17 protein-coding genes and 1 pseudogene are annotated in these 26,887 nt (G+C 72.0%); 7 read left to right on the top strand and 11 right to left on the bottom strand.

Going from position 1 to position 26,887, the window contains the following annotated elements; translation table 11 throughout:
- Nucleotides 1–27: 27 nt before the first annotated feature.
- Nucleotides 28–822, bottom strand: a complete 795-nt coding sequence (locus ACSNOA_RS16145) for a S1 family peptidase (protein ID WP_436659220.1) — start codon at nucleotides 820–822, stop codon at nucleotides 28–30.
- A 206-nt stretch (nucleotides 823–1,028) separates the two neighbouring features.
- Here ACSNOA_RS16145 and ACSNOA_RS16140 point away from each other — a divergent pair, with 206 nt between their 5' ends.
- Entirely contained in the window at nucleotides 1,029–3,470 is a 2,442-nt protein-coding gene (locus tag ACSNOA_RS16140; RefSeq protein ID WP_436659218.1) for a low temperature requirement protein A, read from the top strand.
- A 166-nt stretch (nucleotides 3,471–3,636) separates the two neighbouring features.
- Entirely contained in the window at nucleotides 3,637–5,211 is a 1,575-nt protein-coding gene (locus ACSNOA_RS16135) for an alkaline phosphatase D family protein (RefSeq protein ID WP_436659217.1), read from the top strand.
- Nucleotides 5,212–5,298: 87 nt separating this feature from the next.
- On the opposite strand, the gene ACSNOA_RS16130 is transcribed toward ACSNOA_RS16135, so the two are convergent.
- Nucleotides 5,299–7,581 (bottom strand): HelD family protein, encoded by a 2,283-nt coding sequence (locus ACSNOA_RS16130; RefSeq protein WP_436659215.1) that lies wholly within the window; start codon nucleotides 7,579–7,581, stop codon nucleotides 5,299–5,301.
- 229 nt (nucleotides 7,582–7,810) lie between these two features.
- Between ACSNOA_RS16130 and ACSNOA_RS16125 the strand changes: the two genes are divergently transcribed.
- From ACSNOA_RS16125 to ACSNOA_RS16115, 3 genes and pseudogenes are all read left to right on the top strand, one after another.
- The gene (locus ACSNOA_RS16125; RefSeq protein ID WP_436659214.1) at nucleotides 7,811–8,572 is read left to right on the top strand and encodes a hypothetical protein; all 762 of its coding nucleotides are present in this window, start codon (nucleotides 7,811–7,813) and stop codon (nucleotides 8,570–8,572) included.
- A gap of 232 nt (nucleotides 8,573–8,804) precedes the next feature.
- Nucleotides 8,805–9,992, top strand: coding sequence for an RNA ligase RtcB family protein (locus ACSNOA_RS16120; protein WP_436659213.1), 1,188 nt, complete (start codon nucleotides 8,805–8,807; stop codon nucleotides 9,990–9,992).
- Nucleotides 9,989–10,123 (top strand): annotated as a pseudogene (locus ACSNOA_RS16115) (peptide chain release factor H); the annotation flags it as partial. The gene ACSNOA_RS16120 and the pseudogene ACSNOA_RS16115, both read left to right, overlap by 4 nt.
- A 6-nt stretch (nucleotides 10,124–10,129) precedes the next feature.
- Here the strand turns inward: ACSNOA_RS16115 and ACSNOA_RS16110 are convergent.
- From ACSNOA_RS16110 to ACSNOA_RS16070, 9 genes are all read right to left on the bottom strand, one after another.
- Entirely contained in the window at nucleotides 10,130–10,909 is a 780-nt protein-coding gene (locus tag ACSNOA_RS16110; RefSeq protein WP_436659211.1) for an amino acid ABC transporter ATP-binding protein, read from the bottom strand.
- Nucleotides 10,910–10,914: 5 nt separating this feature from the next.
- The gene (locus ACSNOA_RS16105) at nucleotides 10,915–11,709 is read right to left on the bottom strand and encodes an amino acid ABC transporter permease (protein WP_436659209.1); all 795 of its coding nucleotides are present in this window, start codon (nucleotides 11,707–11,709) and stop codon (nucleotides 10,915–10,917) included.
- 84 nt (nucleotides 11,710–11,793) lie between these two features.
- Nucleotides 11,794–12,612 (bottom strand): basic amino acid ABC transporter substrate-binding protein, encoded by an 819-nt coding sequence (locus ACSNOA_RS16100; protein WP_436659207.1) that lies wholly within the window; start codon nucleotides 12,610–12,612, stop codon nucleotides 11,794–11,796.
- Nucleotides 12,613–12,809: 197 nt separating this feature from the next.
- The gene (locus tag ACSNOA_RS16095; protein ID WP_436659205.1) at nucleotides 12,810–13,700 is read right to left on the bottom strand and encodes a peptidase M23; all 891 of its coding nucleotides are present in this window, start codon (nucleotides 13,698–13,700) and stop codon (nucleotides 12,810–12,812) included.
- A 364-nt stretch (nucleotides 13,701–14,064) separates the two neighbouring features.
- Nucleotides 14,065–19,335, bottom strand: a complete 5,271-nt coding sequence (locus ACSNOA_RS16090) for a PxKF domain-containing protein (protein WP_436659203.1) — start codon at nucleotides 19,333–19,335, stop codon at nucleotides 14,065–14,067.
- 26 nt (nucleotides 19,336–19,361) lie between these two features.
- Entirely contained in the window at nucleotides 19,362–20,171 is an 810-nt protein-coding gene (locus ACSNOA_RS16085) for a carbohydrate ABC transporter permease (RefSeq protein ID WP_436659201.1), read from the bottom strand.
- Between the two features lie 10 nt (nucleotides 20,172–20,181).
- Nucleotides 20,182–21,135 (bottom strand): carbohydrate ABC transporter permease, encoded by a 954-nt coding sequence (locus tag ACSNOA_RS16080; protein ID WP_436659199.1) that lies wholly within the window; start codon nucleotides 21,133–21,135, stop codon nucleotides 20,182–20,184.
- 57 nt (nucleotides 21,136–21,192) lie between these two features.
- Nucleotides 21,193–22,473 carry an ABC transporter substrate-binding protein gene (locus ACSNOA_RS16075; protein ID WP_436659198.1) on the bottom strand — a complete coding sequence of 427 codons (1,281 nt, stop codon included), beginning with the start codon at nucleotides 22,471–22,473 and terminating at the stop codon, nucleotides 21,193–21,195.
- Between the two features lie 22 nt (nucleotides 22,474–22,495).
- Nucleotides 22,496–24,409, bottom strand: coding sequence for a glycoside hydrolase family 127 protein (locus ACSNOA_RS16070; protein ID WP_436659197.1), 1,914 nt, complete (start codon nucleotides 24,407–24,409; stop codon nucleotides 22,496–22,498).
- 167 nt (nucleotides 24,410–24,576) lie between these two features.
- On the opposite strand from ACSNOA_RS16070, the gene ACSNOA_RS16065 reads away from it, so the two are divergent.
- Both ACSNOA_RS16065 and ACSNOA_RS16060 read left to right on the top strand, forming a co-directional pair.
- Nucleotides 24,577–25,629 carry a LacI family DNA-binding transcriptional regulator gene (locus tag ACSNOA_RS16065; RefSeq protein ID WP_436659195.1) on the top strand — a complete coding sequence of 351 codons (1,053 nt, stop codon included), beginning with the start codon at nucleotides 24,577–24,579 and terminating at the stop codon, nucleotides 25,627–25,629.
- Between the two features lie 154 nt (nucleotides 25,630–25,783).
- On the top strand, nucleotides 25,784–26,770 hold the full coding sequence (locus ACSNOA_RS16060; protein ID WP_436662318.1) for a LacI family DNA-binding transcriptional regulator: 987 nt from the start codon (nucleotides 25,784–25,786) through the stop codon (nucleotides 26,768–26,770).
- Nucleotides 26,771–26,887 lie beyond the last annotated feature (117 nt).

The raw sequence follows: 26,887 nt of genomic DNA, 5'->3' as shown, positions 1-26,887 counted from the left end.
GTATCTTTCGGTGGCGCGTCGGCGGCGTCAGCCGCCGAGGCTCGCGGCGGCGGACGCGATGGCCGAGGCGAAGTAGCTCACCTGCGTGTAGACGCCCGGGTAGTTGGGCCGGGCGCAGCCGTTGCCCCAGCTCACGATGCCCACCTGGATCCAGGCGTTGGTCGCGTCGCGGCGGAACATGGGGCCGCCCGAGTCACCCTGGCAGGTGTCCACACCGCCGCTCGGGTAGCCGGCGCAGATCTCCTCGGCGGGGATGACGTCGCCACCGTAGGAGGCGGCGCAACTGGAGTCGCTGACGAACGGGACGGTCGCCTTGAGGAGGTACCGCTGCTGAGGGCCGCCCTCTCGCGCGGCGCCCCAGCCGGCCACGGTGAAGGTGCCGTTGTCGTACGCGGTCGTGTTGGCGATCTTCAACGTGCTCAGGCCGGTCACCGGGGTGGCGAGCCGGATCAGGGCCCAGTCCTTGCCGTTGCCGTTGTAGCCGGGCGCCCGGTAGACGTAGTTCGACCGGACGGTGATCCGGCTGGACGACTGGAGGTCGACCACGCCGAGGGTCGCCGTGATGCTGGTGTTGGCGCCGGTCGCGCCCACGCAGTGGGCCGCCGTGAGGACGAGCCGCGGGCTGTACAGGGCACCGCCGCAGCCCATCGAGAGTCGCACCATGAACGGGAACTCGCCCTGGGCGGCGCGGGTGCCGCCGACGACGTACGGCGTCATCGTTCCGTCGGCCGCCGCGGCGGGTGCCGCGACGGTGAGGCTGCCCGCGGTCACCGCGGTCAGCGCGGCGGCCACCAGGCCGGTGAAGGTGCGCCAGCGAACCATGATTCCTCCGCATCAGGACGGCACGCCTCGGAAGCGCACCTGATTCACGAATGCGGACATCATATTGAGATCAATGAATAGCACCGCACATACCGTTCGGGTCGTATCCCGGGGTTATGGCGCGCGGGCCGCCGGGCACGAGACCGGCCGGCGCGGGGTCACCGATTTCACCTGCCGGCGGCAGGAGAGGTTGCAACAGTGGTCGGGTGACCAGCGGAGAGGAGGAGGTGGCCGGGCACGGGACGCGCGGCCGGCGCGCCCGGGTCGCGACGCACGGCGGGGTGACGCGGGCCGAGCTCTTCCTCGACCTGGTGTTCGTCTTCGCCTTCATCAACGTCGCAGGCCTCATGGCCGAGCGCTCGACTCTCGACGCGCTGGTCCAGGGCGGGCTCGTGCTCCTGCTGCTGTGGCGCAGTTGGGCCGGGTACGCCTGGGTCGGGAACCTCGTCCGGCTCGACCGCGGGGTCCTGCCGATCGTCATGTTCACGGTGGCGACCGTGCTCCTGCTGGTCGCCGTCGCGATGCCGGAGGTGTTCGTCGACCGGCACGACGGGCACTCCGCGCCCCTCGTCTTCGTCGTCGGCTTCCTGACCATCCGAGCCGTGTCGCTGCTGATCATCACCCTGTGCCAACGAGGCTCGACGCGGCCGTCGTCCCCGCCCGCCCGGCGGGCCTGGCTGCCCCTGGCCGCCAGCGCCGTCCTGCTGCTGTGCGGGGCGCTGCTGCCCGGCCACCTCGCGCCCGGACAAAGCCGCGCGCCGCTGCAGATCCTGCTCTTCGCCGCGGCGACCGCCGTCGACTACGTCGGGCTGCGCGCCGCGGGCGCCGGCAGTTGGCACCTCACGTCGGTGCGGCACTGGGCGGAGCGGCACAACCTGATCATGCTGGTCGCGCTCGGCGAGACGATCATCTCGATCGGCACGAGCCGGGGGTTCGCCGGCACGCCGCCGATCACCTGGTCGGTGCTCGGCGGTTCCGGGCTCGCCCTCCTCGTCGTGGCGTTCCTCTGGTGGGCGTACTTCGACATCGCGGCACTCGACGCGGAGCAGGCGCTGGAGTCGACGCCACCCCGGGCCCGGTCCCGGCTGGCCCGCGACGCCTACACCGTCCTGCACCTGCCGATGATCGCCGGGCTCATCCTGGTGTCGTCCGGGCTCAAGCACGCGCTGGGCGCCACCGAGGTCGACACCGCGAAGAAGTGGGACACCGCCGGCCTGTTCAGCCTCTACGGCGGGGTCGTCCTGTACCTGCTCGGGATCGTGGCGTTCGAGTGGCGCATGGTCCGGCGCATCGGTCGGGGCCCGCTGCTCGGCATCGCCCTCGTCGCGCTGCTGGCGCCCGGGGCCCTCCAGGTGGGGGCCGTGCCGTCGCTCGGTATCCTCGCCGGCGCCCTGGTCTGCGTGGTGCTCGCGCACGTGACGGTGCTGCGGGAACGCCACCGCCACCTGCACCGGGCCATTGCCATGATGGCCGGCCGCGAGGTCGAGGTCACCCCGGAGGATCTGTTCCTCGACCTCGTGTTCGTGTACGCGTTCATCCAGGTCACCGTCCTCATGACCCGGCAGCCGGGGGCCACCGGCGTACTCCAGGGACTGGCCGTCCTCGCGCTGCTGTGGTGGTCCTGGATCAACCACACCTGGTTCACCACGATGGTGCGCGGGTCGGCGAACATCCGGCGGTTGCTCGTGCTCACGGAGGTGGCCCTCACCCTGACGCTCGGGATCGCCACGCCGCAGGCGTTCGGCCACGTGCCCGGTGGGCTGTCCGGTCCCGCGATCGTCGTCGTCTCGTACGCGGCGGTGCGCGTCCTGCAGCTGGCCGCGCTCTGGGTCTCGCTCCGGCGGGACGCCGCGCTCCGCACCCCGGTGCTGCGGGCCGCCGCGCCGACGTGCGTCGCCGCCGCGCTGCTCGTGGGCGCCGTGCTGGCCGCCGGGGCCACCGGCGACCCGGTGACGCCGCCGACCATGGCGCTCTGGGTGGCCGGCATCGCCGTCGACCTGAGCGGCGGCTACCTCATCGGGTCCCGGAACTGGCAGCTCGGGCCCGGGCCCGTGAGCCGGTGGATGGGCCGCTACAACCTGATCATCCTCATCGCGCTCGGCCAGGCCGTGATCTCCACCGGGATGGCCGCCGCCGGCTCGCCCTCCTCCGGATCCGCGCTCCTGGGCGTCGCGCTCGGCGCCCTCCTGCTGTCCACCCTCTGGTGGACCTACGTGGGCACCGACGTCGTCGTCGGCCAATGCTTCGCCGAGCTGACCACGCCGTGGCAACGGGGCGCCCTGGCCCGGGACGCCTACACGTACCTGCACCTGTTCCTGGTCGTCGGCCTCGCCCTTGTCGCCTTCGGGTTGCGGACGGCGTTGGCCCCGCCCGGGCAGCTCCGCCCGGGCGCGCCGTCCGGGCAGGTCGTCCTCGTGTGCGGGCTGATCGTCTTCCTCCTGGCCGACCACCTCGTGTGGCGGCGCGCGCGCCGTACGGTGGGCCGCCGGCGGGCTCTCAGCCTGCTGGTGGCCGCGCTGGCTCCGCTGACCGTGCTGCTGCCGGCGCGGGAGGCGTTGGTCGTGCTCATCGTGGCCCTGTCTGTCGTGCACCTGCTCGCGCGTACGGCCACTCCGCGGCTGGACAGGGAGCTCGACGGCGCCGCCTGAGCCCGTTGTGCGTCGCACGGCGGGCACCGCCGACCGTCCCCACCGGACCGTGGCGCTTCCGGACGGGTGCCGCGCTGTTCATCGCGCGTTCCGGCCGGTGTCACATCCGGCGGGTGGGATGAGCGAGATCAACAGCACATCCCACCGCTGTCCGGAAGGCATCCCCATGTCAGAGTCCCCCCTGATGCTGCCCCGTCGCCGTTTCCTCGCCCTCGGCGGTGTCGCCGCGGGAGCGGCGTTCCTCGCCGCCGAGCCCGCCTCGGCGTCCGCTCCGGACGACCGGATCACCCTGCCGGGCTACCCGTTCACGCTCGGCGTCGCCTCCGGAGACCCGACCCCGGACGGTGTCGTGCTGTGGACCCGCCTCGCGCCGGACCCGCTCGCCGTCGACGGTCTCGGCGGCATGCCCCGCCGCGCCGTGACCGTGCGCTGGGAGATGGCCGAGGACGAGCACTTCCGCCGGGTGGTGCGCCGTGGCGTGGAGCGGGCCACGCCCGAGTGGGCGCACTCGGTGCACGCCGAGGTGCACGGCCTGCGCCCGGACCGCGTGTACTGGTACCGGTTCCGGATCGCGGACGAGGTCAGCCCCGTGGGCCGCACCCGCACGGCGCCGCGTGCCGGTGCCACCCTCGACTCGATGTCCTTCGCCTTCGCGAGTTGCCAGGCCTACACCGACGGCTACTTCACGGCGTACGAGCACATGTCCCGTGAGGACCCGGACCTCGTCGTTCACCTCGGTGACTACATCTACGAGGGCGGCGGGGCCGGGTCCATCGGCCGGGCGCACCTGCCGGCCGCGGAGACGTTCTCCCTCACCGACTACCGGATCCGGTACTCCCAGTACAAGCTCGACCCGGCCCTCCAGGCGGCGCACGCGGCCGCGCCGTGGGTCGTCGCCCCGGACGACCACGACGTGGAGAACAACTGGGCCGGCGACCACTCCCAGCCGGACACCGAGCCGGACCAGGACCCGGCCGTCTTCCGGCTCCGCAGGGCCGCCGCCTACCAGGCGTACTACGAGAACCTGCCGCTGCGCGCCTCGTCCATGCCCCACGGCCCCGAGATGCAGGTCTACCGGCGCCTGCGGTTCGGCGACCTCCTGCAGCTCGACGTGCTCGACACCCGGCGGTTCCGCGACCAGCAGCTCACCGACCAGTCGCTGCGCTGGGACACCAACCGGCAGATGCTCGGCGCCCGGCAGGAGGCGTGGCTGCTCGCCGGCCTGGGCGCCTCCACCGCCCGCTGGAACGTGCTCGGCAACCAGGTCTTCGCCATGGAGGCCGACCACACCGACGGCGCGGCCGAGACGTTCGGCATGGACACCTGGGACGGGTACGCGGCAGCGCGCCAACGGCTCTTCGACGGCGTGGCACGGCGCCGTGTCGACAACTTCCTCATCGTCACCGGCGACGCCCACCGCAGCGTGGCCGCCGACCTCAAGCTCGACTTCTCCGACCCGGGCTCGCGCACCATCGGCACCGAGTTCCTCGGCACCTCGATCAGCTCCGGCGGAAACGGCGTCGACACGGACGCGCTCGGGGTGACGTGGCTCGCCGAGAACCCGCACATGAGGTTCCACAACTCGCAGCGCGGATACCAGGTGTGCCACCTGGGCCGCCGGGAGATGCGTACGGACTACCGGGTGGTGCCGTTCGTCGACGCCCCGGGCGCCCCGGTGGTGACGCGGGCCAGCGTCCACGTCGAGAGCGGGCGGGCCGGCGTCGCGCACGTCTCCGCGTAGGCGGTCGACGGCGGCGCAGCGGCCGGTCTCCACCCGGTCCCGCTCCGCCGCCGTCGAACCTCCGTCGTGGTCGCCGGCGTCGGTGCGTCAGGCGTCCAGCGGGGCGGGCAGCGCCTTCGCGTGGAGGACGACCAGGCCGGCGACCGCTCGTGTGAGCGCCACGTACAGCCGGTTCAGGCCGCGGGGTTCGGCGGCCACGATGTCGGCGGGCTCCACCACGATGACGTGGTCGTACTCCAGTCCCTTCACGAGGCTGGCCGGCACCACCACGACGTCGGGCGCGTCGACGAGCGGGGCGAGCTCCTTCGCCGCCTCGTCGGTGGCGATGACCGCGGCGGTCGTGTCGCGCGGCACCCGCCGGACCGCCTCCCGTACCGCGGCGGGCAGGTCGTCGACGTGCCGTACGGACACCGTGCCGCCGGGCCGGTACGAGCGTGTCGGCGCGACGCCGGGAGCGAGGACCCGTGCCGCGTAGTCGGCGATGACCTCGGGCAGCCGGTATCCGGTGGGCAGGTCCAACATCCGGGTCTCACACTTGCCGAGCCGGGCGAGCAGGTGCGGCCACGAGCCGGCCGCCAGCGGGTGCGTCGCCTGCCCGAGGTCGCCGACGACGGTCATCGACGCGTACTCGGCCCGGCGTGCGATCATCCGGCACTCCATCGGTGACAGGTCCTGGGCCTCGTCGACGATCACGTGCAGGTAGGGATCCTCGGTGGGCGGGTCGTCGTCGGGCTCGGCGACCGATAGCGGCCGATCGAGCACGGGCACGTAACCCTCCTCGCCGTGCGGGTCGAAGCCGTCGGTCCACCCGACGACCCGGTGACCCTCGCGGAGGATGACGGATTCGGCCCAGCGCTGGGCCGCGGTGATCGCGTCGTTGTCGATCGTCGGTCCCGCGAGGGCGATCGGCGTCGGGTGTCCGGGCGCGTACAGCTCCCACCCGTCGCGCAGACCGCAGCTGAGGACGAACGTCGCCACGTGTCGGGTGCCGGTGGTCAGCTCACGCAGCTGCCACTCGGGCTCGGGCGCCCTCGGCGCGGCGGGCGGGTCGCCGAGCAGCACGGTCAGCTCGTCGAGCAGCGGCACGTCGTCCACCGACCAGTCGGACCTGCCGCGGTACGAGCCGGCGAGTGTCTCGGCGGCTCCGGCGTCCAGACCGACCACCCGCGCGCTGTCGGCGAGCCACGACAGCACGGTCGTCGGGGTCAGCACGGGCCACCACGCCCGCAGGAACCGGCGGAACTCGGGGCGGTCGGCGAGGTCCTCGGTGACCAGGCTCCGGTCGAAGTGCGCGCCGTCCACCCTGGCCCACAACGCGTCCAGGAGGGTCGCGGCGGCGACCGGGCGGGCGGCGTTGGGCGCGGTGCCGGCCGCCTCACAGCCGTCCCGTGTGCGGCGGCGCACACCCGCCAGGTCGTCCGCTCCGAGCGTGAGCACCTGCCCCGCGTACACGAGCCGCAGCCGGTCCGGCGCCGTCGGCGGCGACTGCCACATGAGCTCGACCAGCACCCGCCGCATGCCGTCGCCGCCCTTGATCTGGGCGACCTCCGGCGGGTCGCGGCGGGTCGCGGTCACCCCGTCGACCAGTTCGCCGAGCGACCGCAGGTGCACGCTGTCCTCGCCGAGCGAGGGAAGGACCCGGCTGATGTAGGTGGTGAAGACGGTCGAGGGGCCGACCACCAGGATGCGACCGCCGGCGAACCGGGCGCGGTCGGTGTAGAGCAGGTACGCCGCACGATGCAGGGCGACCTGGGTCTTGCCGGTCCCCGGCCCGCCGGTGATGACGGTGACGCCCCGGGCCGGCGCGCGGATGGCCGCGTCCTGCTCACGTTGGATGGTCGTCACGATGTCGCGCATCCGCGGGCCGCGGGACCGGCAGAGCGCGGCCAGGAGCGCCCCCTCCCCGAGTACACGCAGGCCGTCGACGTCGTCGGGGGACAACACGTCGTCGTCGAGGTCGACGACCGTGGAGCCCCGGCAGATGATGACCCGGCGACGCACCACGCCGAGTGGCTCTCCCGGGGTGGCCCGGTAGAAGGGTTCGGCGGCGGGCGCCCGCCAGTCGACCAACAGTGGTTCCCGGTCCTCACGCACGCCCAGCCGCCCGATGTGGTACGTCTCGCCGTCGTCGAAGTCGAGCCGGCCGAACACCAGGCCTTCCGCTTCCGCGTCGAGCGCCCGCAACCGCGCGGCGGCGCGGTAAACCAACGCGTCACGTTCCACCAGTCCGGCGATCGAGCCGGCCGCCGCCCTCCGGTGCCCCTCGCGGGCGAGTTCGTCGGCCTGCGCCCGCATCCCGTCGAGCCGCGCGTAGACGCGGTCGACCACCTGCTGCTCGGCGGCGATTTCCTGTCTCCTGACGTCGGGCACGGCGCTCCCGGGTGAGTGCGGGCTGGGGCTCGACGAGCGTACGTGCAGGTCACGGGGCAGAAATCAGCATTCGGGCCGATCCGGACAGGCGGTCGCGTCGGTACAATGGAAGGGCGACAGGATGTGTCGCGGCCGGTGCCGGCACCGTGCGAGATTGGCCCGTCCTCACCATCACCGGGTCACAGCGGGCGGGCGGAAACCGGTGGCGGTCGTCGATAGGGTGCCAACTGTGCGACGACGACTCACTGCTGTGCTCTCGATAACCCTTGCCGCCCTCCTCGCCGGATGCGGCAGCAACTCCGGTGGCTCCGCCACGCCCTCACCCACGACCTCCCCCACCCCCGCCGACCCGGTTACCGCCATCAAGCAGGCCATGGACCGCACCCTCTCGGGGCCGGTCACCATGGACGCCTCCGTCAAGGCCGGGCCCGCGTCGGTGACGCTCACCGGCAAGGTCGACCCGGCCGCCCGGCTCCTGCTCATCACGGGCACCACGCCCGAGCCCATGGAGGCCCGGCTCATCGGCGACGCCGCGTACATCAAGACGGAGTCCTCCGACGGCGACAAGCCGTGGATGAAGCTCGACCTCACGAAGCTCCGGCCGAACAGCTCGCTGCGCCAGTCCTTCGACTTCCAGTCGCAGACCGGCATCGTGGGCGGTGTCGTGTCCGCGGAGGCGCTGGGCGAGGGCCGCTACCGCGGCACCGCCGACCTCGACAAGGCGGCCGAGGTCGCGAGCACCAACGCCGGAATGCGCGACGGCATCCAGTCGTCCGCGAAGCTCGCCAAGGATCCGAAGGCGATCCCGTTCGAGGCGACGGTCGACGGCGAGGGGCGGATGACCGCCCTGTCCTACACGGTGGCCACGAAGACCATGGGTGACATCGTGACCGAGATGAAGATGAGCGGTTTCGGCGAGCGGCTGGCGGTGACCGCGCCGCCGGCCGGCGACACCGAGGAGGCGTCCGAGGAGATGTACGCGTTCCTTTGACCGGCACGCCACCGACTCGGGTCGGTGTCTCGACGAGCGTGGGCTGCGGTGCTTCCGCGGCCCACGCTGCGTCGTATCCCCGGGAAATTCGATTGCCGGACGTCGTCCACGCGACGAGGGTGTGTCCATGACGTTCTGACGGACAGTCCCCGGTCTGCATCCACCGCTCCGGCACCCGATCGGGTGCCGCGCTGACGTCCGTCTACACCCTTCCCGTGAGAAGTGAGCGTCGTTGTCCTCACCCCACTCCCCTTCGGAGTTCCGGTCACCGTCCCCCGCCGCCACCGTCACCGTCTTCGCCTCCCCCACGAGCTGGATCGAGTCCGAGGCCCTCGCGCAGTGCCACCAGGTGGCCGCCCTCGACGGCATGATCCATGTCGCCGGCATGCCGGACCTGCACCCCGGCAAGGGCGCACCGATCGGCGCCGCCATGACGTCGCGCCTGCTCTATCCGCTCCTCGTGGGCTCCGACATCGGATGCGGCATCGCCGTGTTCCCCGTGCGGCTCCGGCGGGCCGTACCCGAACGGCTCGCCGCCCGGTTCCCGGACCTCGACCGGCCGCTGGACCCGGAGCGCGACGCCGCCGACCCCTCCTGGACGGTCGTGGCGGGCGACGTTCCGGCCGGTCACGTCGACGGGCTCGGGACGGTCGGTCGGGGCAACCACTTCGTCGAGCTGGCCCGGATCGGGGCCGTCCTCGACCCGGACCACGCGAGCCGTCTCGGGCTCGACGCGGGCGATCTCGTGCTCGTGGTCCACAGTGGCTCCCGCGGGCTCGGCGAGCGCATCCTGCGAGCCCACACCGAGGTCCACGGTGCCGGTCCCGCGCCCGATCCCGCCGCCTACCTGGAGCTGCACGACGCCGCCGTGCGGTGGGGGTCGCTCAACCGGCGGCTACTCGCCGCGCGGGTCGCCCACGCCCTCGGCTTCGCGCCCACCGAACCGATCGTCGACCAGTGCCACAACCTGGTCGAGGTCCGCGACGGCGGCTACCTGCACCGCAAGGGAGCGGCGCCGGGTGACGGCCGTGACGTGCTCGTCGCCGGCACCCGCGGCACCCCGTCCTACCTGGTGGCCGCCCACGCCGGGCCGGACGCCAACCACTCGGTCGCGCACGGCGCGGGCCGCAAGATGTCCCGCGCCGACGCCCTGCGCCGGGGTCGCGCCAAGCACACCGTCGAGGAGCTGCGCCGGACGCCAATGGGGTCGGTGGTGGTGTGCGGCGACCGCCAGTTGCTCTTCGAGGAAGCGCCCTCGGCGTACAAGCGCATCGAGCACGTGATCACCGATCTCGTCGACCACGGTCTCGCCACCCCCGTGGCCACCACGGTGCCGCTGGTCACCTACAAGACGCCCGACGCCGGCCCGGCGCACCGGGCGGACCGGCGGGCCGGCCGCCGCGGCGGGGGCCGGCGGTGAGCGTCCACCTGTTCCTGTCCGCCGGGCACGGCCCGCGCGAGTGCGCCTGGGCGCTGGCCCGGTTGCTGCACCGCCTGGAGGCCGACGCCGCCCGTCGGGGCCTGGCGGTCTCCCGGGTCGAGACGGTTGCCGCCGGGCTAGGGTCGGCCGAGCTGCGCGACGTGCGTCGGGTCGAGGACCCGGGAGAGGAACGAGCGGGTGCGCTCGTGCTGCGGCGCGCCGAGCACGTCCTGCGGCGGGCCCTGCTCGACGACCACGCCGCCGTCCATGAAGACGACCCGGTCGGCGACGTCGCGGGCGAACGCCATCTCGTGGGTCACGACCAGCATCGTCATGCCGTCCTCGGCCAGCGTGCGCATGACCGTGAGGACGTCGCCGACGAGTTCCGGGTCCAGCGCGGACGTCGGCTCGTCGAAGAGCATGAGCTTCGGGTCCATCGACAGCGACCGGGCGATCGCCACGCGCTGCTGCTGCCCGCCGGAGAGCTGCGCGGGGTACGCGGCGGCCTTGTCGGTGAGACCGACCCGCTCCAGGTTCTCCCGCGCGGTCCGCTCGGCCTCGGCGCGGCCGCGCCGCAGCACCCGGCGCTGGGCGATGGTGAGGTTGTCGAGCACGGTCAGGTGCGGGAAGAGGTTGAACGACTGGAAGACCATGCCGATGCCCCGGCGTACGGAGTCGATCTCCACGTCGGGGTCGGTCATCTCGACACCGTTGACCCAGATCCGGCCGGCCGTCGGCTCCTCGAGCAGGTTGACGCACCGCAGCAGGGTGGACTTGCCGGAGCCGGACGGCCCGATGACGCACACCACCTCGCCGTGGCCCACCTCGAAGTCGATGCCCTTGAGCACCTCGAGCGGCCCGAAGGACTTGTGCAGGTCGCGGATCTCGACGGCGGGCCGGGGTTGCGTGGTCGTCATGTGGGTCACCGAGCCTTGGCGTAGCGGAGTTCGAGGCGTCGTACCACCTGGGAGAGGGGCAGGGTGATGATCAGGTAGGTGAAGCCGGCCACCAGCAGCGGAGTGGCGTTCACCCGGTCGTTCAGGGTGTCCCGGCCGAACTTGGTGACCTCGATGGTCTGTGCCGTGACGCCCAGCACGTACGCGAGCGACGAGTCCTTGGTGAGCAGGATCAGCTCGTTGGTCAGCGGCGGGATCACGATCCGGAACGCCTGCGGGATGATGATCGTGCGCATCGCCGTGAAGTGGGACATGCCCAGCGTGCGCGCGGCCTCCATCTGCCCCTTCGGCACGGCCTGGATGCCGGCGCGGATGGTCTCGGCCATGTACGCGGCGGCGGTCAGCCCGAGGCCGATGGCGATCGACCCGAACACGCCGCCGGGGATCTCCCGCTCCGGGAACGCGATGGGGATGCCGTACCCGACGAGGAACAGCACGAGCAGCGCGGGCAGGCCCCGGAACAGCTCGATGTACGCCGTCGCCACCCAGCGGTACGGCGCCACGCGGGACAGCCGCATCAGCGCGAGGATGGTGCCGAACACGAGGCCGAAGGCGAACGCGCCGAGCGTGTAGAGGATCGTGTTGCGCAGCGCGACGGTGATGACCGTCGGGAACATCGACTCGATGATGTCGACGCGGAAGAACGCCTCGCGCAGCCGGCCCCAGTCGGCGGCGACGAGCACCGCGACGACGATGACGACGAAGGCCAGGTACTGGAGCCAGAGGGACAGCCGCTCTCGTTGGCGGCGTCGCAGCTTCACGGTTCGACGCTCCTTGAACTGTGCGGGGTGGCCGACGCGGAGGGCGCGCGTCGTGGCGCGCGCCCTCGGCGTCCAGGTGTCAGATCAGGAGTTCGGCAGCTTGCCGATCCACTTCTCGTAGATCTTGTCGTACGTGCCGTCCTGCTTGGCCTTGGCCAGCACCTCGTTGATCTTCTTGAGCAGCTCGGGGTTGCCGTCCTTCTTCACCGAGAACCCGTACTGCTCGCCGGTGTCGAACTCGGCCGTGACCTCGAAGCCGCCCGGGTGCTCCTTGATGTACTCGGTCCAGACCGGCAGGTCGTTGACGGCCGCCTCGATCTGGCCGTTGGCGAGGGCCTGCTGCTCGGCGGCGAGGTCCTCGAACTCGACGAGCTGCAGGCCCTTCTCCGCCTCGTGCTTGCGGGCGTAGTCGCGGCCGGTGGTGGCCGCCTGGACGCCGAGCTTCTTGCCCCGGAGGTCGTCGAGGGACTTGTACGGCTTGCCGGTCTTCACCAGCAACGCCTGGGTGGCGTCGAAGTACGGGTCGGAGAAGTCCATGACCTTCTGCCGTTCCTCGGTGATGGTCATGCCGGCGGCGGCCGCGTCGCACTTGCCGGTGTTCAGGTCCTGGCCGGACTTGATGCCCTCGAACGGCGTGTCGATGATCTTCTGCTCGACGCCCAGCTCCTTGGCGACCAGGTCCATCACGTCGACGTCGAACCCGACCACCGTGCCGCCGGCGTCCTTGGACTGGAACGGCGCGTACGGCAGGTGGGTGCAGACGGTCAACTTGCCCTTCTCGACGAGCTTCACGCCGCCCGCCTGGACCTCGCCCTCGTCCTTCTTGGCGCACCCCGCGGTGACCGCGAGGGCGGTGATCGCCACGAGCAAGCCAGCCTTGCGGACCGCGCTTGGGAAAGTCACGGCGTGTCCCTCCGATTCGGCGCCCTGCCAGGGCCGCCAGTTGATGCGAAGACGGTGTGACAGGGGACGGTACCTGATGCGAAGACCTGTTCACAGATGGCGTCCGGCGTTGAGTCGATCCTGCAACCCGTGACGCTCGGTGAAACCCGGCATCGGGGGGACAACGGGACGTCACGCGTGCCGCTGTCCGCCCCGGATCAGGCGAGGATGGCGTCCACGACCTCGGTGGCGCGCCACTCGTGCTGCGCGTACAGCCACCCGAACGCCGACACCTGCACGGCCTGGGCCGCGTCGGTCAGCGGGAGGTCCTGCCAGCCGGGGATCTGCTCGAGGGCGGCGAGGAACTGGCGGGTGGCGAACTCCGGCTTCATGAGGTCCCGCACGCTGCCCCAGCCGGAGCTGGGCCGCTGCTGGAAGAGGCCGACGGAGTCGTGGTCCCAGCCGATGGCCTGGTGCGGGTAGTTCTGGGACTCGGGCAGCACGCCGCTGGCGTAGTTGTAGAGGTTGCTCTCCTGCATCGCGGTGGCCACCGCGATCACCATGGCGCGGCGCGGCACGTCCATCTTCTGGGCGGTGCGGACGATCGCCTTGGCGTTGTCCATCTGGGCCTGGTCCAGGCCGGCGACCGGCCTGATCCGGCGCGGCTTCGGCTTCGCGCTCACCTTCCGGGTGGGGGTGGGCTTGGCCGTGGTCGACGGGGAGTGTTCCGGGGTGGGGCTTCCGGTGGCCGGCGTGCCGGGCTCGGGCTGCCGGGCCATTCCGCGGGAGGCGGCGTCGGCCTCCGCGCGCTGGGCGATCTCGGCGCGCTGGTCGGGGGCCGGCGAGTCGTGCCCGGTGTCCGCGCCGATCACGCTGACGCCGACCAGGCCGAGGCAGCACACGGCGCCGGTGGCCACGGCCACCCGGGCCCGGCGGGGTCGCGCGGCGAGCGTGTCGCCGCGGCGGGCGATGCGGGTGAGCAACGAGCCGACCGTTGCGAGTCGGGACTGCGGGACGCTGGTTGACCGATCGGCGGAAGGGGTATCGTCCGAACGGTCAGCCGGGCCACCAGGGCCGTGTGGGTCGTCGAGGGTGCCGTCGTTACGCATCCGACGAGGCTAGGCAGGCATTTACGCCAGGACCCGCGCTGATCACGTGGCAGTTTTCACAATCCGAGCCCCGAAAACCGGAGGGCCGGGGGCGGCGCGGCGGCGCCGGGGAGGACCCTCGCGATCAGGGCAAACCTCCGTTACGGGCGAGGCCGGCAAGGGTCGGGGACGAAGGACGCGTAACACCGACCCCCGTCTCGTGATCCACTAACTCGTCCCTTCGGGTGATGTCGGATTCGGCCGTTGGCGGGAGTCCGGTCCCACCTCGACCCGGTTCGGGATGATCCACACCGGTTCGTCGACGCGGCGGTGTCCCGGGCACAGGGACACCGCCACATCGACGCGACGGAGTCGGTCGATCCGACTACCGGAGCCGGAACAGCGCCGTGAGGGTCGTCCCGTCGTCGGCCGTGGCCGTGGCCGCCCAGCAGGTGCCGGGCGCACGGGGCGTCTTCCAGTCGTAGACGAACCATCCGTTCCGGGTGTCGTAGCGCAGACGGGCGCCGCCGCCCGAGGTCCCGGCCTCGGCGTCCGCGCCGGCGGAGTCGGCACAGCTGATCCGCCGGACGCCCACGCTCACGGCGTCGGTGTCGGTGATCTCCTGCGCGGCGAACAGCTCGAACTTCAGCGGCACGGTGCTACCGCCCTTGACCGTGTTGACCACGCCGCCCATGTCGACCGGCGGGTGGAAGCCCTTCGCCGTCCACGGCAGCACCGTGTACGTCTGGCTGGCCGTCCCCACGTTGCCCGCCGCGTCGGTGGCCGTCGCCGTGAGGGTGTGCGTGCCGACGGCGGTGCGGTAGCCGCTCACCACGCAGTTCCTCGGACCGGAGGTGGCGTCGCTCGCGGTGCAGGTGGGCGCGGGCGGGACGGCGCCGAAGTACGCGATGCCGACCGTGGCGTCGAACCGGGCGGCCGGTGCGACCGTGTCGACCCTGACCGTGGCCGTCTTCGCCGCCTCGACGTTTCCGCCGGAGTCCACCGAGCGGAACTCGACCCGGTGGGCGCCCTGCTGGTCGACCGTCACGGGCCGACCCGGATACGCCGTCCACTCCCCCTCGTCGAGCCGGTACTCGGTGCGGTCCACGCCGAACGGGTCCTCCGCCCAGAGGGTGAAGGACGGGGCGGTCCGGTACCACCCGGCGTCGCCGTCCGGCGCCGCGGGCGACCACGTGACCGTCGTCTCCGGAGGCACCGAGTCGTCACCCACCGTGAGGACCAGGGTGGTCCGCGTGGTGCCGGCCTCGCTCACGTACTCGGGAAGTATCAGGTCGCCGACCACCGTGTGACGGCCGGGAGTCGCCAGGACGCTCTCGTCGAAGTGCCACCGCACCCCGATGGTCTGGTTGTCCCGCGAGCCGTCGTTGTACGAGACCTCCACCCGGTCGGGCAGCCACGGACGCTGGCCCACCTCGACGGTCTGCGCGAACGTCTCGGCGCCCTGGATCGAGATGCCGTCCGGGGGCGTCTCGGGACGGACGTAGACCCGCGCCTCGGCGATCAGGCCGTAGAGGTCGTTCGTGCCGTGGACCACGAACGGCTCCACGTTCGTCTCGGCCACCATCTCCGGCGTGATCTCCTGCCAGTCGAACCCGATCCGGCCTCGGGCGCCGCTCGCGTAGACGGCGTCGAGCGTGTCCGGAAGCGTCGGGACCTGCCCCACCGTGGTCCGCAGGAGCACGGGCTGGCGTACGGAGTCGACCGTCTCGCCGTTCGCCCGCCAGCGCAGGACGCCGGTGCCGGCGCCGGCACCCATCAGGCCCCAGACGCGGATGCGCAGCCGACTCGTGCTGATCGGCGCGAAGTCGAGGTGGTTGGACGCGTTGACGGCCAGCGCGTCCGCGTACGTCGACCCGTTGGTGAGCGTGACCGGCGTCCAGGTGGTGCCGTCCTCGGAGGTCTCCACGGCGTAGGTCGTGGCCGTGGGCCGCCGGGTGCCGCCGTTGTCGTCGTACCAGTAGATGTCGGTCGACGACAGCCGCACCGGCGAGTCCCAGGTGTACTGGATCCATGCTGCCCGCTCCACGCTGGTGCCGTTGCGCTGCTGGCCCCAGTTGCCCCAGCCGTTGCCCGCGCCGGGGCTCGAACTGCTCGGGTCGCCGGGGTCGTTGACCCGGTCGTGGTTCTCCCACGGGGAGGTGCCGCTGGTCGTGACGCTCGCCGACGCGCCGAACTCCGCGACGATCTCCCGCTCGGTGAGCGTCACCGGCAGGGTCGTCTCCGTACGCCGGTCCCCGTCGTCGGCGAAGAACCGGAACACGTAGTCACCGGCGACGGTGCCGGTCACCCGGGTGGTCAGCGCGTGCTGGTCGGCGTAGACGACGCTCGCCCCCGGCGGCGCGGAGACGGTCTCCCACCCCACGGCGAGCTCGTGGTCGTAGGGGACGCCGTCGTCGGCGGCCGTCGCCACCAGGCGGGTGGACAGGTTGCCGTCGGCGGAGCCGTCCCGGACGGCCGTGACGACGGGCGCCTGGTTCGCGACGGGCGGCACCTCCCGGCCCGAGTCGAACACCTGGATCTCGGCGATCGCCGTGAAGAAGGTCGGGCTGTTCGTGAACGCGACGCGCACCCGGTCCGCCGTGACGGTCCGGAACAGCGCCTCGTTGAACTTGGCCGCCGGCACAGCCGGGTTCTTGAACTGGTCCGGGACCGCCGACCAGCCGCCGTGGCCGTCCGGGACCTGCACCCACCAGCGGGCGGGCTCGCGGTAGCCGCCGGGCTGCCGGTCGCTCACGAAGGTCACCTTGACGTTGTCGAAGGACCGGGCCGACCCCAGGTCCAGCTCGACGTAGCCGTTCTTCTCGGTGGTGCCGTGGTTGCCCCAGTACGGCTCGTTGGCGGTGTTGCCGTCGGTGACCGCGCTGAGCGACACCGGCCGCTCGGTCTCGGCGATCGCGCCCGGGGTGTGGTTCATCGAGGTGCTGCTCCAGCCGGGGGTGTGGAACTGCCGCCACGGCGTCGGCCGGGCGCCCTGCTGGGTGTACGACGAGCGCAGGGTCGCGCCGGCGGCGAGGTTCGGCGCGTCCTCGGTGAGGTCGATGCCGGCCGTCTTCAGGTACGCGACCACCCGGTCGTCGGAGATGGCGGTGTCCACGGCCGTCGGGAACTCGTGGCCGGTCGTGGCCGTGAACGTCACGGTGAGCCCCGGCTCCGCGTCGACGCGGTTGGTGTTCGGGTCGTAGGTGAGCTTGCCGAGCCTGTCGGTGCTGACCTTCCTCTCGCCGTCGACGAAGAGGCTGTAGCCGGCGCCGAGGCCGTACCTGCTGCCGTCGGGGTCCCAGACGACCGTGAGGTCGTGGCCGTGGTACCGCACGTTGTTGACCATGAAGTGGTCGTAGCCGAAGCGGATCGGCCAGAGTTCGATCTTGTCGTCGGAGCGCGGCTGGAGACCGGCCATGTCCTCGACGAAGATGTAGTTCATGTTCCCGAGCATCACGTGGTTCGGGTTGTTGCGGTTGTACGTCTTCGTCGTGGGGTTCCAGTTGGAGTAGTACTCCGCCTGGTTCGGGGCGCGCAGGTCCGCGTTCGGGTAGATGCTCCAGGCCATCCAGTCCAGCAGCCGCTTGGCGTACGCCGGGGTGAGGTACTTCTGCTCGGGGTCGTAGTGGCGCAGGGCGGACCGGACATCGCGGTACTGGACGGTGAAGTTGATGTTCGAGAAGTTGTTGGAGCCGCCGATCCCGTAGGCCGCCCGGTCGTACTGGTTGGCGGTGTAGAACGGGAAGATCGGGAAGTTGTCGCCGTAGGTCAGGAAGCGGAACCCGTCCACGTACCGCTGCCACTGGTCGAACGGTATGAGGTTCTGCGCGTAGACGTCGTAGAGGTTCGACTCCTTGGCCGGCACCAGGTCCCGGGCGTCCGCCGGCAGGGGGTTGGGCCGGCCGTTGGAGCTGGCCGCCGAGGTGGCGCCGTGCGACGTGCCGGCGAGGAACATCCGCATGTCGGGGCTCCACAGCCGGCCGAGGATCGCCTGGCGGACGGCGTCGGCCCGGGCGGCCGTGGCGTCGACCGTCGCCCGGTCCGCGCCGGAGATCTGGTAGAGCTGCCGGGCGGCGTCGAACGCGCCCCAGACGTACGCCGACTCGGGCCGCTCGATGGTCCGTGCGCCCGGCGCCCCGGCGTTGGCCTTGGGGAACCCGAAGCTGATGGCGTCCGCGTCGTTGCCGGGCATGTAGTTGGTGTCGTAGGCGATGAGGTTGTCGTGGTTGCCGTCGTAGTGCTCGAGTTGCCCCACGCCGTCGCCGGCGAAGTAGTCGGCGAACCGGCGGGCGATCTCCGTGCCGCCGCCGTGCACGTTGTACGCCTCGAGCCCCGCCGTGCCGAGGTACTGCGAGTAGTGGTTGTTCCAGCTGGTGTGGCCGGGGCTGTCCAGGAACGCCGAGGAGCCGGACAGCTCGCCGATGTTGAGGATCTGCCCGTACGGCAGGTACGGCGTGCGCAGCCACTTCGTGTCCTGCAGGTGCATGGGCTGCGTCAGCGCGACCGCGTTCTGGTAGAGGTTCGACCCCTCGACCGTGGTCGGGTACTGGTAGACGTAGCCCGGCGCGTTGGCGTCCAGGCTGTTGTAGCGCTCGCCCCACCAGCGGTAGACGATCGCCTTCTCCAGCGCGGGGTCCGGCACGTCGATGTAGGGGACGTCCTGCGCCCAGCGGCGGTGGAACGCGGTGATGCCGGTGCGCACGGCCTCGGCGGGCGCCATGGCGGCGTACTCACGGTAGCTCCGCACGGTCTCGGGCAGCGTGGCGGAGGAGACTGCGCCGACGACCGACAGCGACACCGAGCCCCCCGCGGGCACCGTGACCTCGCGGTCGAGGTTGGTGCCGGTACGGGCGAAGCCGGCGCCGGTGAGGTCGACGGTCACGGTGTTCCACGCGGTGTCGGCGAGCCCGTTGTTGGCGCCGCTCGTGATGGTCCGGGTGCCGGTCAGCTCGGCGTCGCCGGCGCCGGGCTGCGTGGCGAGCGGCGACGCGGCGCGGACGGTGAGCGTCACCGGGGCGCCGCCGGCGTTACGGAAGTCGATGGCGGTGACCGCCACGTTGTCGTAGGTGATGAGCTTCGTGAGCTCCGCGGTGACCCCGGTGGCGCCGATCGTGTACCGGCCCCGGGCGTGGCTCGGGGCGTTGAAACGCTCGGCGGCGACCTCGGTGACGGTCTGCCCCGGCACGGTCACCGTGTAAAGGTTGCCGAGGTTGTTGGGGCCGCCCACGTACGTGTTGCCGGCGAAGCCCATGACCGCGAACGCGTTCGCGTTGGCGCCCCGCAGGTACAGGGAGCGGCCGCGGGTCATGAGCACGGCCGCGCCGAGTGGCCCACGGACGCCGAGGACCCGGTCCACGTAGTAGTCCGTACCGCCGGCGGCCAGGTCCTTCTCGAAGATCGACTGGTGCATGCTCCGCGCCGTGAACGGCACGCCCGGCTGCAACTGCGCGGCGACCTCGCCGACGTTGCCGTAGACCGGGTCGCCGATCTCCATCGAGTGGTGCAGGCCGTCGGTGTAGACGCCGACGTCGCCCTCGTTGCCGGGCAGGATCGGGGGGTCCGCGTGGGCCGCGGACGGCAGGCCGACCACTCCGCCCAGCACCAGCGCGGCCACGGCGGCCCAGGTGGGCAGCCTCCGCGCGCGTCTCCTGGCCATGTCTACCTCCGTGTGTGGGGGCGGGTTCACCCCTTGATGGCGCCCGAGGTGAAGCCGCGTACGTAGCTGCGCTGCATGAAGGCGAAGAGGACGAGACACGGCACGGCCATGAAGACCACGCCGGCCTCCAGCGCGGCGTAGTCGATCGACCCGTGGCTCGCGGTGCGCATGTTGACCACGGCGAGCGTGGTCGTGAACTTCTCCGTCGAGTTGAGCAGGATCAGCGGCGCGAAGAACTCGCTCCACGAGGTGAGGAACGCGAACAGCCCGACCGTCACGAGGCCGGGACGCACGGCCGGCAGCAGGACGCGGACCAGGGTGCCGAAGCTGGCGCAGCCATCCATCTGCGCGGACTCCTCCAGCTCGTGCGGCACCGCCTCGAACGAGTTGCGCATCATGAAGATCGAGAACGGGAGCTGGAACAGGATGAGCACGAGGCTGAGCCCGACGAGCGTGTCCTCCAGGCCGAGCCAGCCGAGCAGGACGTAGAGGGCGATCAGGATCGTCGCGTACGGCACCATGAGGATCGCCAGGGTGAGCAGGAAGAGCACGTCGCGGCCGGGAAAGCGGAAGCGGCCGAAGGCGTACCCGCCGAGGGTCGCGACCACGAGCGTGCCGCCGACCGTGAGAGCGCTCACCACGATGCTGTTGAGCACGTGGTGCGGCCGGATGCCGTTGTCGGAGGTGAACAGCCGGTCGTAGTTCTCGAGACCGAAGTCGGAACCGGTGCGCACCGACGCCCATCCGCTCCACAGCAGCGGGAACAGGAACAGGATCGCCAGGGCGGCGCCGGTGACCGAGTAGCCCCACCGGGAGCGGGCGCGGGAGTCGGGCATGGCGGCCTCCTCAGTGGGACCGGCGGCGCAGGACGCCGAGCTGGACGACGTTGAAGACGACGAGGACCGCGAGCAGCACGACCGAGATGGCGGCGGCCGACCCGAGGTCGAGACGGATGAACGCCTCCCGGTAGATCACCATGACGAGCGAGGTGGTGCTGTTGTCGGGGCCGCCGCGGGTCAGGATCCAGAACTGGTCGAACGCCAGCAGCGACCCGGTCACCATGAGCGTGAGGACCAGCGCGATGGTGGGCCGCAGGAGCGGCAGGGTGATGCGGCGGAAGGTCTGCCACCGGCCGGCGCCATCGACGCGGGCCGCCTCGTAGATCTCGGGCGGGATCGCCTGGAGGCCGGTCAGCAGGATCAGCATGTTGAACCCGGCGAAGCGCCAGAGCACGAGCACGACCGCGGAGGTGAGCGCCGAGTTCGCGCTGCCGCTGGTCCAGGAGACGTACCCGTCGACCAGCCCGAGCCGGCCGAGCAGGTCGTTGACGGGACCGATCTCGTCACTGAGCAGGCCGAGGAAGAGCAACGAGGCGCTCGCGAAACCGACGGCCATGGGCAGCAGGAACGCCGTGCGGAACAGGCCGACGCCCGGCCGGCGGTGCTGGACGAGCAGCGCCAGACCGAGCGAGATCGCGAACAGCAGGACGGTGATGACCAGGGTGTACTTCACCGTGAACCAGGTCGCCGAGCGGACGAGGTCGTCGTCGGCGAGGCCGGTGAAGTTGTCCGGCGCGTTGAGGGTGGGCGGTGCGAGCAGCGGCCACCGGTGCAGCGACATCCACCCGACCAGCACCAGCGGGACGAGGAAGAACAGGACCACCATCACCGCCGTGGGGCTGGCGTACGCGATGCCCAGCCAGGCACGACGGGCCCGGCGTCGGCGCAGCGGGCGGCTGACCGGCGTCGTCGATCCCGGCTCGGCCGTCCGTTCCCGGGCCGGATTGGTCATGGTGGTCATCGTGTCCTCCGTGGACGGGCGGGACCGGGCCGGACGGTCCGGCCCGCCCTGGCCGGCTCAGCTCTGTTGCAGGGACTTGGTGATGTCGGTGTTGCCCTTGCTCAGCGCGGCGGCGGCGTCACCGAAGAGCGCGCCACGGACGGTCTGCAGCCACGGGCTCTGCGGGTCGTTGAAGGACGCGTTGAAGTTGCGGGCGTACGGCGTCCTGCCCTTGGCCATCAGCGAGTTGATCAGCACGATCCGCTCGTCGGCCTGGGAGTACTTGTTCGAGGCGAGGTCCGTGCGGGTGGGCACGCCCTTGTTCTTCGCGACCACCTCGACCTGGGCCTCGTCGGACATGGTCCAGGCCAGGAAGTCCCAGGCCTGCGCCGCCTTGCCGCTGGTGGCGCCGATGCCGATGGCGTCGCCGCCCACGAAGGTCGACTCGCCGCCGTCGGGCCCGCTGATCGGCGCGACGCCCATCTTCACACCCTTCTCCTCGATGAGGCCGAGCCACACCGACGGGCCGGGCGCGATGCCGATCTTGCCGTTCTGGAGCGCCCCGAGCCAGGTCGGGCCGGCCTCGTCGCGGGAGGCCGGGGCGGCGACGCCCTCCTCGTAAAGGGACCGGTAGAGGGCGAAGACCTCCGCCATCTCCGCGGAGTCGACCCGGGCGCTGGTGCCCTTGTCGTCGAGCACGTCACCACCGGCGGCCCACACCGACGGCCAGAAGGTGAACTCGACGCAGCCGCCGCAGTTGCCCCCGAAGTACGTGCCGTTGACGTCGCCGCCCAGCTTGTCGACCGCGCGCGCCTGCTCGGCGAACTCCTTGAGCGTGGTGGGCGGCTTCTCGGGATCGAGGCCGGCCCGGGCGTAGAGGTCCTTGTTGTACAGCAGCACCGACATGTCGATGGTGTGCGGCACGGCGTAGACGCGGTCCTCCCAGGTGCCGGCTCGTACGTGCGCCGGGGCCACCTTGTCCTTGACGTCGAGCCCGCCGAACCGGTCGGTCACGTCGAGCCACAGGCCCTGCGACGCGTACTGCGGCGCGAAGACCACGTCGGCGGCGAACAGGTCGGGCAGCGCCTTCGCGCCGGCCGCGGACGCGAGCTTCGCCGGGTACTCCTCGTTGGGGTACGCCGTGACCTGCACCTTGTTCTTGTGCGTGGCGTTGTACGCCTCCGCGTACGCCTTGCTCATCGCCTCGGTGGCCGCGCGGGTCCACAGGGTGAGGGTGGCGCCGTCGTCGACGGCCGCCTCGCCGCCGCCGGTCGCGTCGTCGCCGCACGCGGTGGCCACGGTCATCAAAAGCGTGGCGGCCACGAGGGCGGCCGCCCGTCGGGCACGGAATCTGGCCATTCGTACTCCTTCGACGAGTGGGCTAGCGGGCGTCGGTGGTCGTGGGCAGCCAGACCCGCATGGTGGCGGGTCCGCGGCGGGCCCAGCGGTGGTAGGGCAGGAGACGGACGGGCGCGAGCGGCGTCTCGTCCGTGGCCGGAGCGGTCACGCCGTACGGCCAGGCCCGCTGCACGGGCGCGGCGAGACGCGCCCACACGGCGACGCGGTCGGCGTCGTCGCGGGGCGCGCGTCCGGGGTCGACACGGAGCAGGTCGAGGTCGCCGACGGGGTCGCCACTCGTGGATTCCGCACAGTAGACGACGGGGCCGCGCTCGACCGCCACGCAGCCGCGGACCGCGTCGATCCGTGGGTCCGGGACCGTGAAGCGCGGCGCCATCGGCAGGTGGAGCCGGATCTCGTCGCCGGCCGCGAAGTCGCGCCGCAGGGTCAGCCGGCCCGCGGGGGCGGGCGCCGACACGCCGTCCACCTCGACCGTCGCCCCCTCTGCCCAGGCGGGCACCCGCAGGGTGAGGGGCCAGGGGCCGCCGTCGGTGGCGTCGACGCGGACCGTCACGGTACCGCCGTCCGGGTAGTCGGTGCGCACGTCGAGGGCCACCCGACGCCCGTCGGCGAGGCGGGTGTCGATGCGGGCGTCCGCGTACTGCAGCACGCGCAGCCCGTCGCCGTCGGCGGCCACGAGGTACGTGCCGAGGCTCGCGAGCAGCCGCGCCACGTTGGGCAGGCAGCACGAGACCTCGAACCAGGGCGCGCGGGGACCGCCGCCGAAGCCGAGTTGCTCCTCGTCGTCGGGCAGGGCCCGGGTGGGGGTCCGCTGGTGCAGGGTGTGGGCGTAGAAGAACGCACGTCCGTCGTCCTCGACCGCGGTGGCGACCACGTTGTAGAGGATCCGCTCGATCACGTCCGCGTACCGGTCCTCCCCCGTGGCCAGCAGGAGACGCCAGGCCAGCATCACCGCGGCGACGCCCGCACAGCTCTCCGAGTACGCCCGGTCGGCCGGCAGAACGAAGTCGTCGCCGAACGCCTCGTCCGCGTACCGCGAGCCCATCCCGCCCGTGAGGTAGGTGCGCCGGGCGAGGGTCCGGTCGAACTGCCCGGCCACTGCCCGCAGCAGCTCGTCGTCGCCGGTCTCCACCGCCACGTCGACCGCGCCGCAGGCGAGGTAGAGGGCGCGGACCGCATGGCCACGCAGGACGGTGGCCTCGCGGACCGGGACGTCGTCGCCGTAGTACGACCAGCCGAACTGGTGCGGCGGGAGGCTCTGGCGCCCCCGCCGGTCGACGAAGAGCGCCGCCTGGTCGAGGTAGCGCCGTTCGCCGGTGAGGCGGAACAGCTCGACGAGCGCGGTCTCGATCTCGGGATGGCCGCAGACGCCGGGGTTGCGCCCTGGTCCGAAGGTGGCGCACACGTGGTCGGCGACGCGGCGGGCGATCCCCAGCAGCGCACCGGGGCCGTGCACCCGCGTGTGCGCCACGGCGGCCTGGAGGAGGTGGCCCGCGCAGTACAGCTCGTGGCCCGAGGCGAGGTCGCTGTAGCGCGGTGGCTGGCCGGGACGGCCGAAGGCCGTGTTGAGGTAGCCGTCGGGCTCCTGGGCGGCGCCGATCGTCGCCACCAGCTCGTCGATCTCGCGGGTCCGCGCCGGGTCGCCGCGGCGGCCGGTCTCCCAGGACATTGCCTCGATCAGCTTGTAGACCTCGGAGTCGGCGAACTCCCGCCCGCGCCGCTCGACCGGCCCGGCGGCGTGGCCCAGCGCGAAGTTGCCGATCCAGCCCACCTTGTCCATCCAGGCGCGGGCATGGTCCAGGGTGGCCTCGCCGTTGACGCGCTGCCGGTGGGCCCAGAACCCGCCGGTGACGCGCGACTCGGCGAGGCCGAGCGGACGCAGGGCGCCGCGGGAGGGATCCGCCGGCCGGCCGCCGGTCGGGTCGGAAGCTGACATCCGCTACCTCCTGGCTCGGGTGACCGGGGTCACTCTGGCGCCCACCCTCGCGCACGAAAACCTTTTCGGCAAGACGGTCCGCCGGTAACGAATTGGCGACACAGGCCCCGTACTCTCACGCTCTAAACTCGGCTTTCCGCCGAAACACCACGTCGAAAGGTTTTTCGATGGGCAGGCACCGCACGCAGGCCGTGACGCTGACCGACGTCGCGCGCAGGGCCGGCGTCTCCGTCGCCACCGCCTCGAAGGCGCTCAACGACCGCGCCGAGGTCGCACCGGCGACACGGGAGCGCGTGCTCCGGGCCGCGAGCGAGCTGTCGTTCCACCCCAACGCGCTCGCGCGCGGTCTGATCTCGGGCCGCACCCGCACGATCGGCCTGCTCACCGACGAACTCGGCGGCCGCTTCTCGATTCCGATCCTGCTCGGCGCGGAGAACGCGCTCGGCAACGAGCAGATGTCCGTCCTGCTCTGCGACGCCCGCGGCGACGCGATCCGCCGCCAGCACTACATTCGTACGCTGCTCGCCCGCCGCGTCGACGGCTTCATCGTCCTGGGCGACAGCAACGACGTCCGACCGTCCCTGACCCGTGACATCCCCGTTCCGGTCGTCTACGTCTACGGCGAGTCCGCCGACCCCGACGACGTCTCGCTGCTGGCCGACGACGAGGGCGGCGCCCGCCTCGCCGTCGAGCACCTCGTCGCGCTGGGGCGACGGCGGATCGCCCACGTCACCGGTCCGCACAGTTACCGCGCCGCCCGCGACCGTGTCACCGGGCTGCGCGCCGTGCTCGACGAGCACGGGCTGACCCTGGCCGGCCGGGAGCCGCTGTACGGCGAGTGGTCGCAGCGCTGGGGCCGGCACGCCGCGCACATGCTCCTCAGCGCCGACCCGGGCATCGACGCGGTCTTCTGCGGCAACGACCAGATCGCGACCGGTGTCGCGCAGACGCTGCTCGACCTCGGCCGGCGCATCCCCGACGACGTGGCCATCGTGGGCTACGACAACTGGGAGGACTTCGCGACCGACTGCCGCCCTCCGCTCACCACCGTCGACCTGAACCTCGAGCGGCTCGGCGCGAGCGCGGTGCTGCACCTGTTCTCGGCCCTCGACGGGAAGCCCTCGCACGGCGTCCTGCGCCAGCCCTGCCGGCTCGTGGTCCGTGAGTCCACCGGCCCGTCGGGGCCGCCCAGCCAGCGGCGCCCGGGGCCGCCGAACTGACCCGCCGCTCCGAGCCGAACGCCGGAGGACGGACGCGCTCCCATCGGGGCTACAGTGATCGATGACGTCGAGCAGAAGGCGGTAACAGGTGCCACGGGGAGGAGCAGCGGGCCCGGCGGGGACCGGCAACGTGGGCCGGCCGCGCGCCACGGTCATGCGGGACGTGGCACGGCTCGCCGGGGTCTCCCACCAGACCGTCTCGCGGGTGCTGAACAACCATCCGAACGTGCGGCAGGAGACCCGCGACCGGGTCGTCCAGGCGATGGAGGCACTGAACTACCGCCGCAACCTCGCCGCCCGCACCCTGGTCACGCGGCGCTCGGGCACGCTGGGCATCGTCGGGTTCGAGAGCACCCTGTTCGGTCCGGCCTCGATGTTGTACGCCATCGAGGACGCGGCCCGCGCCGCCGGCTACTTCGTCACCGTGGCCACCGTGCGACGCCTCGACCGACAGTCGGTGCTCGACGCGGTGGACCGCCTCGCGCAACAGTCGGTGGAGGGCATCATCGCGATCTCGCCGAAGCCGGCCGTCACCAACGCGCTGGTCCAGGTGGCGTCGGTGCTCGCCTGCGTGGGCGTGGGCGCCGCAGGCGACGACGCCGTCCCCACGGTCCGGGTGGACAACCGCGCCGGGGCGGCCCTCGCCACCCGTCACCTCCTGGACCTCGGGCACGCGACGGTGCACCACGTGGCGGGCCCGCCGGACTGGCCGGAGGCGGTGGAGCGGGTCGAGGGCTGGCGCGACACCCTCTACGCGGCGGGCGCGGTCGTGCCACCGATCCGGCCCGAGGAGTGGAGCGCCAGGTCGGGCTACGAGCAGGGCCAGAAGCTGGCCGCCGACCCGAGCGTCACCGCCATCTTCTGCGCCAACGACCAGATCGCGCTGGGTGTGCTGCGGGCGCTCCACGAGGCCGGCCGGCGGGTGCCGGAGGACGTGAGCGTCGTCGGGTTCGACGGCATGCCCGACTCCGAGTATTTCCTGCCGCCGCTGACGACAGTGCGTCAGGACTTCGCGGAACTCGGCCGGCGGAGCATCGGCATGTTGCTGCGGAAGATCGAGTCGACCGGGCAGCCGGCCGAGCACATGCTCCTCGAACCCGAGCTCGTCCTACGCGACAGCTCGGGGCGGCCGCGGAGCTGACTTCCCACCCGACGGCCGAGGTCGGTGGGTGGCGCCTCCACCCGCCCCGGCAAGCGGGGCCGGGCAGGTCGGCGACCGGGAGCGGGGTCGAGTTGGTCGCGCGGTCGAGGGCGGCCA

Origin of the sequence: Micromonospora sp. URMC 103 (genome assembly GCF_051386435.1) — a bacterium.
Lineage (GTDB): Bacteria > Actinomycetota > Actinomycetes > Mycobacteriales > Micromonosporaceae > Micromonospora.
This window is presented reverse-complemented; position numbering and strand designations above follow the sequence as displayed.

What these genes read in the sequence shown, in the direction of transcription:
- ACSNOA_RS16145 (WP_436659220.1), bottom strand. Translation starts at nt 822, where the DNA reads ATGGTTCGCTGGCGCACCTTCACCGGCCTGGTGGCCGCCGCGCTGACC.
- ACSNOA_RS16135 (WP_436659217.1), top strand. Translation starts at nt 3,637, where the DNA reads ATGTCAGAGTCCCCCCTGATGCTGCCCCGTCGCCGTTTCCTCGCCCTC.
- ACSNOA_RS16110 (WP_436659211.1), bottom strand. Translation starts at nt 10,909, where the DNA reads ATGACGACCACGCAACCCCGGCCCGCCGTCGAGATCCGCGACCTGCAC.
- ACSNOA_RS16095 (WP_436659205.1), bottom strand. Translation starts at nt 13,700, where the DNA reads ATGCGTAACGACGGCACCCTCGACGACCCACACGGCCCTGGTGGCCCG.
- ACSNOA_RS16090 (WP_436659203.1), bottom strand. Translation starts at nt 19,335, where the DNA reads ATGGCCAGGAGACGCGCGCGGAGGCTGCCCACCTGGGCCGCCGTGGCC.
- ACSNOA_RS16085 (WP_436659201.1), bottom strand. Translation starts at nt 20,171, where the DNA reads ATGCCCGACTCCCGCGCCCGCTCCCGGTGGGGCTACTCGGTCACCGGC.
- ACSNOA_RS16080 (WP_436659199.1), bottom strand. Translation starts at nt 21,135, where the DNA reads ATGACCACCATGACCAATCCGGCCCGGGAACGGACGGCCGAGCCGGGA.
- ACSNOA_RS16075 (WP_436659198.1), bottom strand. Translation starts at nt 22,473, where the DNA reads ATGGCCAGATTCCGTGCCCGACGGGCGGCCGCCCTCGTGGCCGCCACG.
- ACSNOA_RS16070 (WP_436659197.1), bottom strand. Translation starts at nt 24,409, where the DNA reads ATGTCAGCTTCCGACCCGACCGGCGGCCGGCCGGCGGATCCCTCCCGC.
- ACSNOA_RS16065 (WP_436659195.1), top strand. Translation starts at nt 24,577, where the DNA reads ATGGGCAGGCACCGCACGCAGGCCGTGACGCTGACCGACGTCGCGCGC.
- ACSNOA_RS16060 (WP_436662318.1), top strand. Translation starts at nt 25,784, where the DNA reads ATGCGGGACGTGGCACGGCTCGCCGGGGTCTCCCACCAGACCGTCTCG.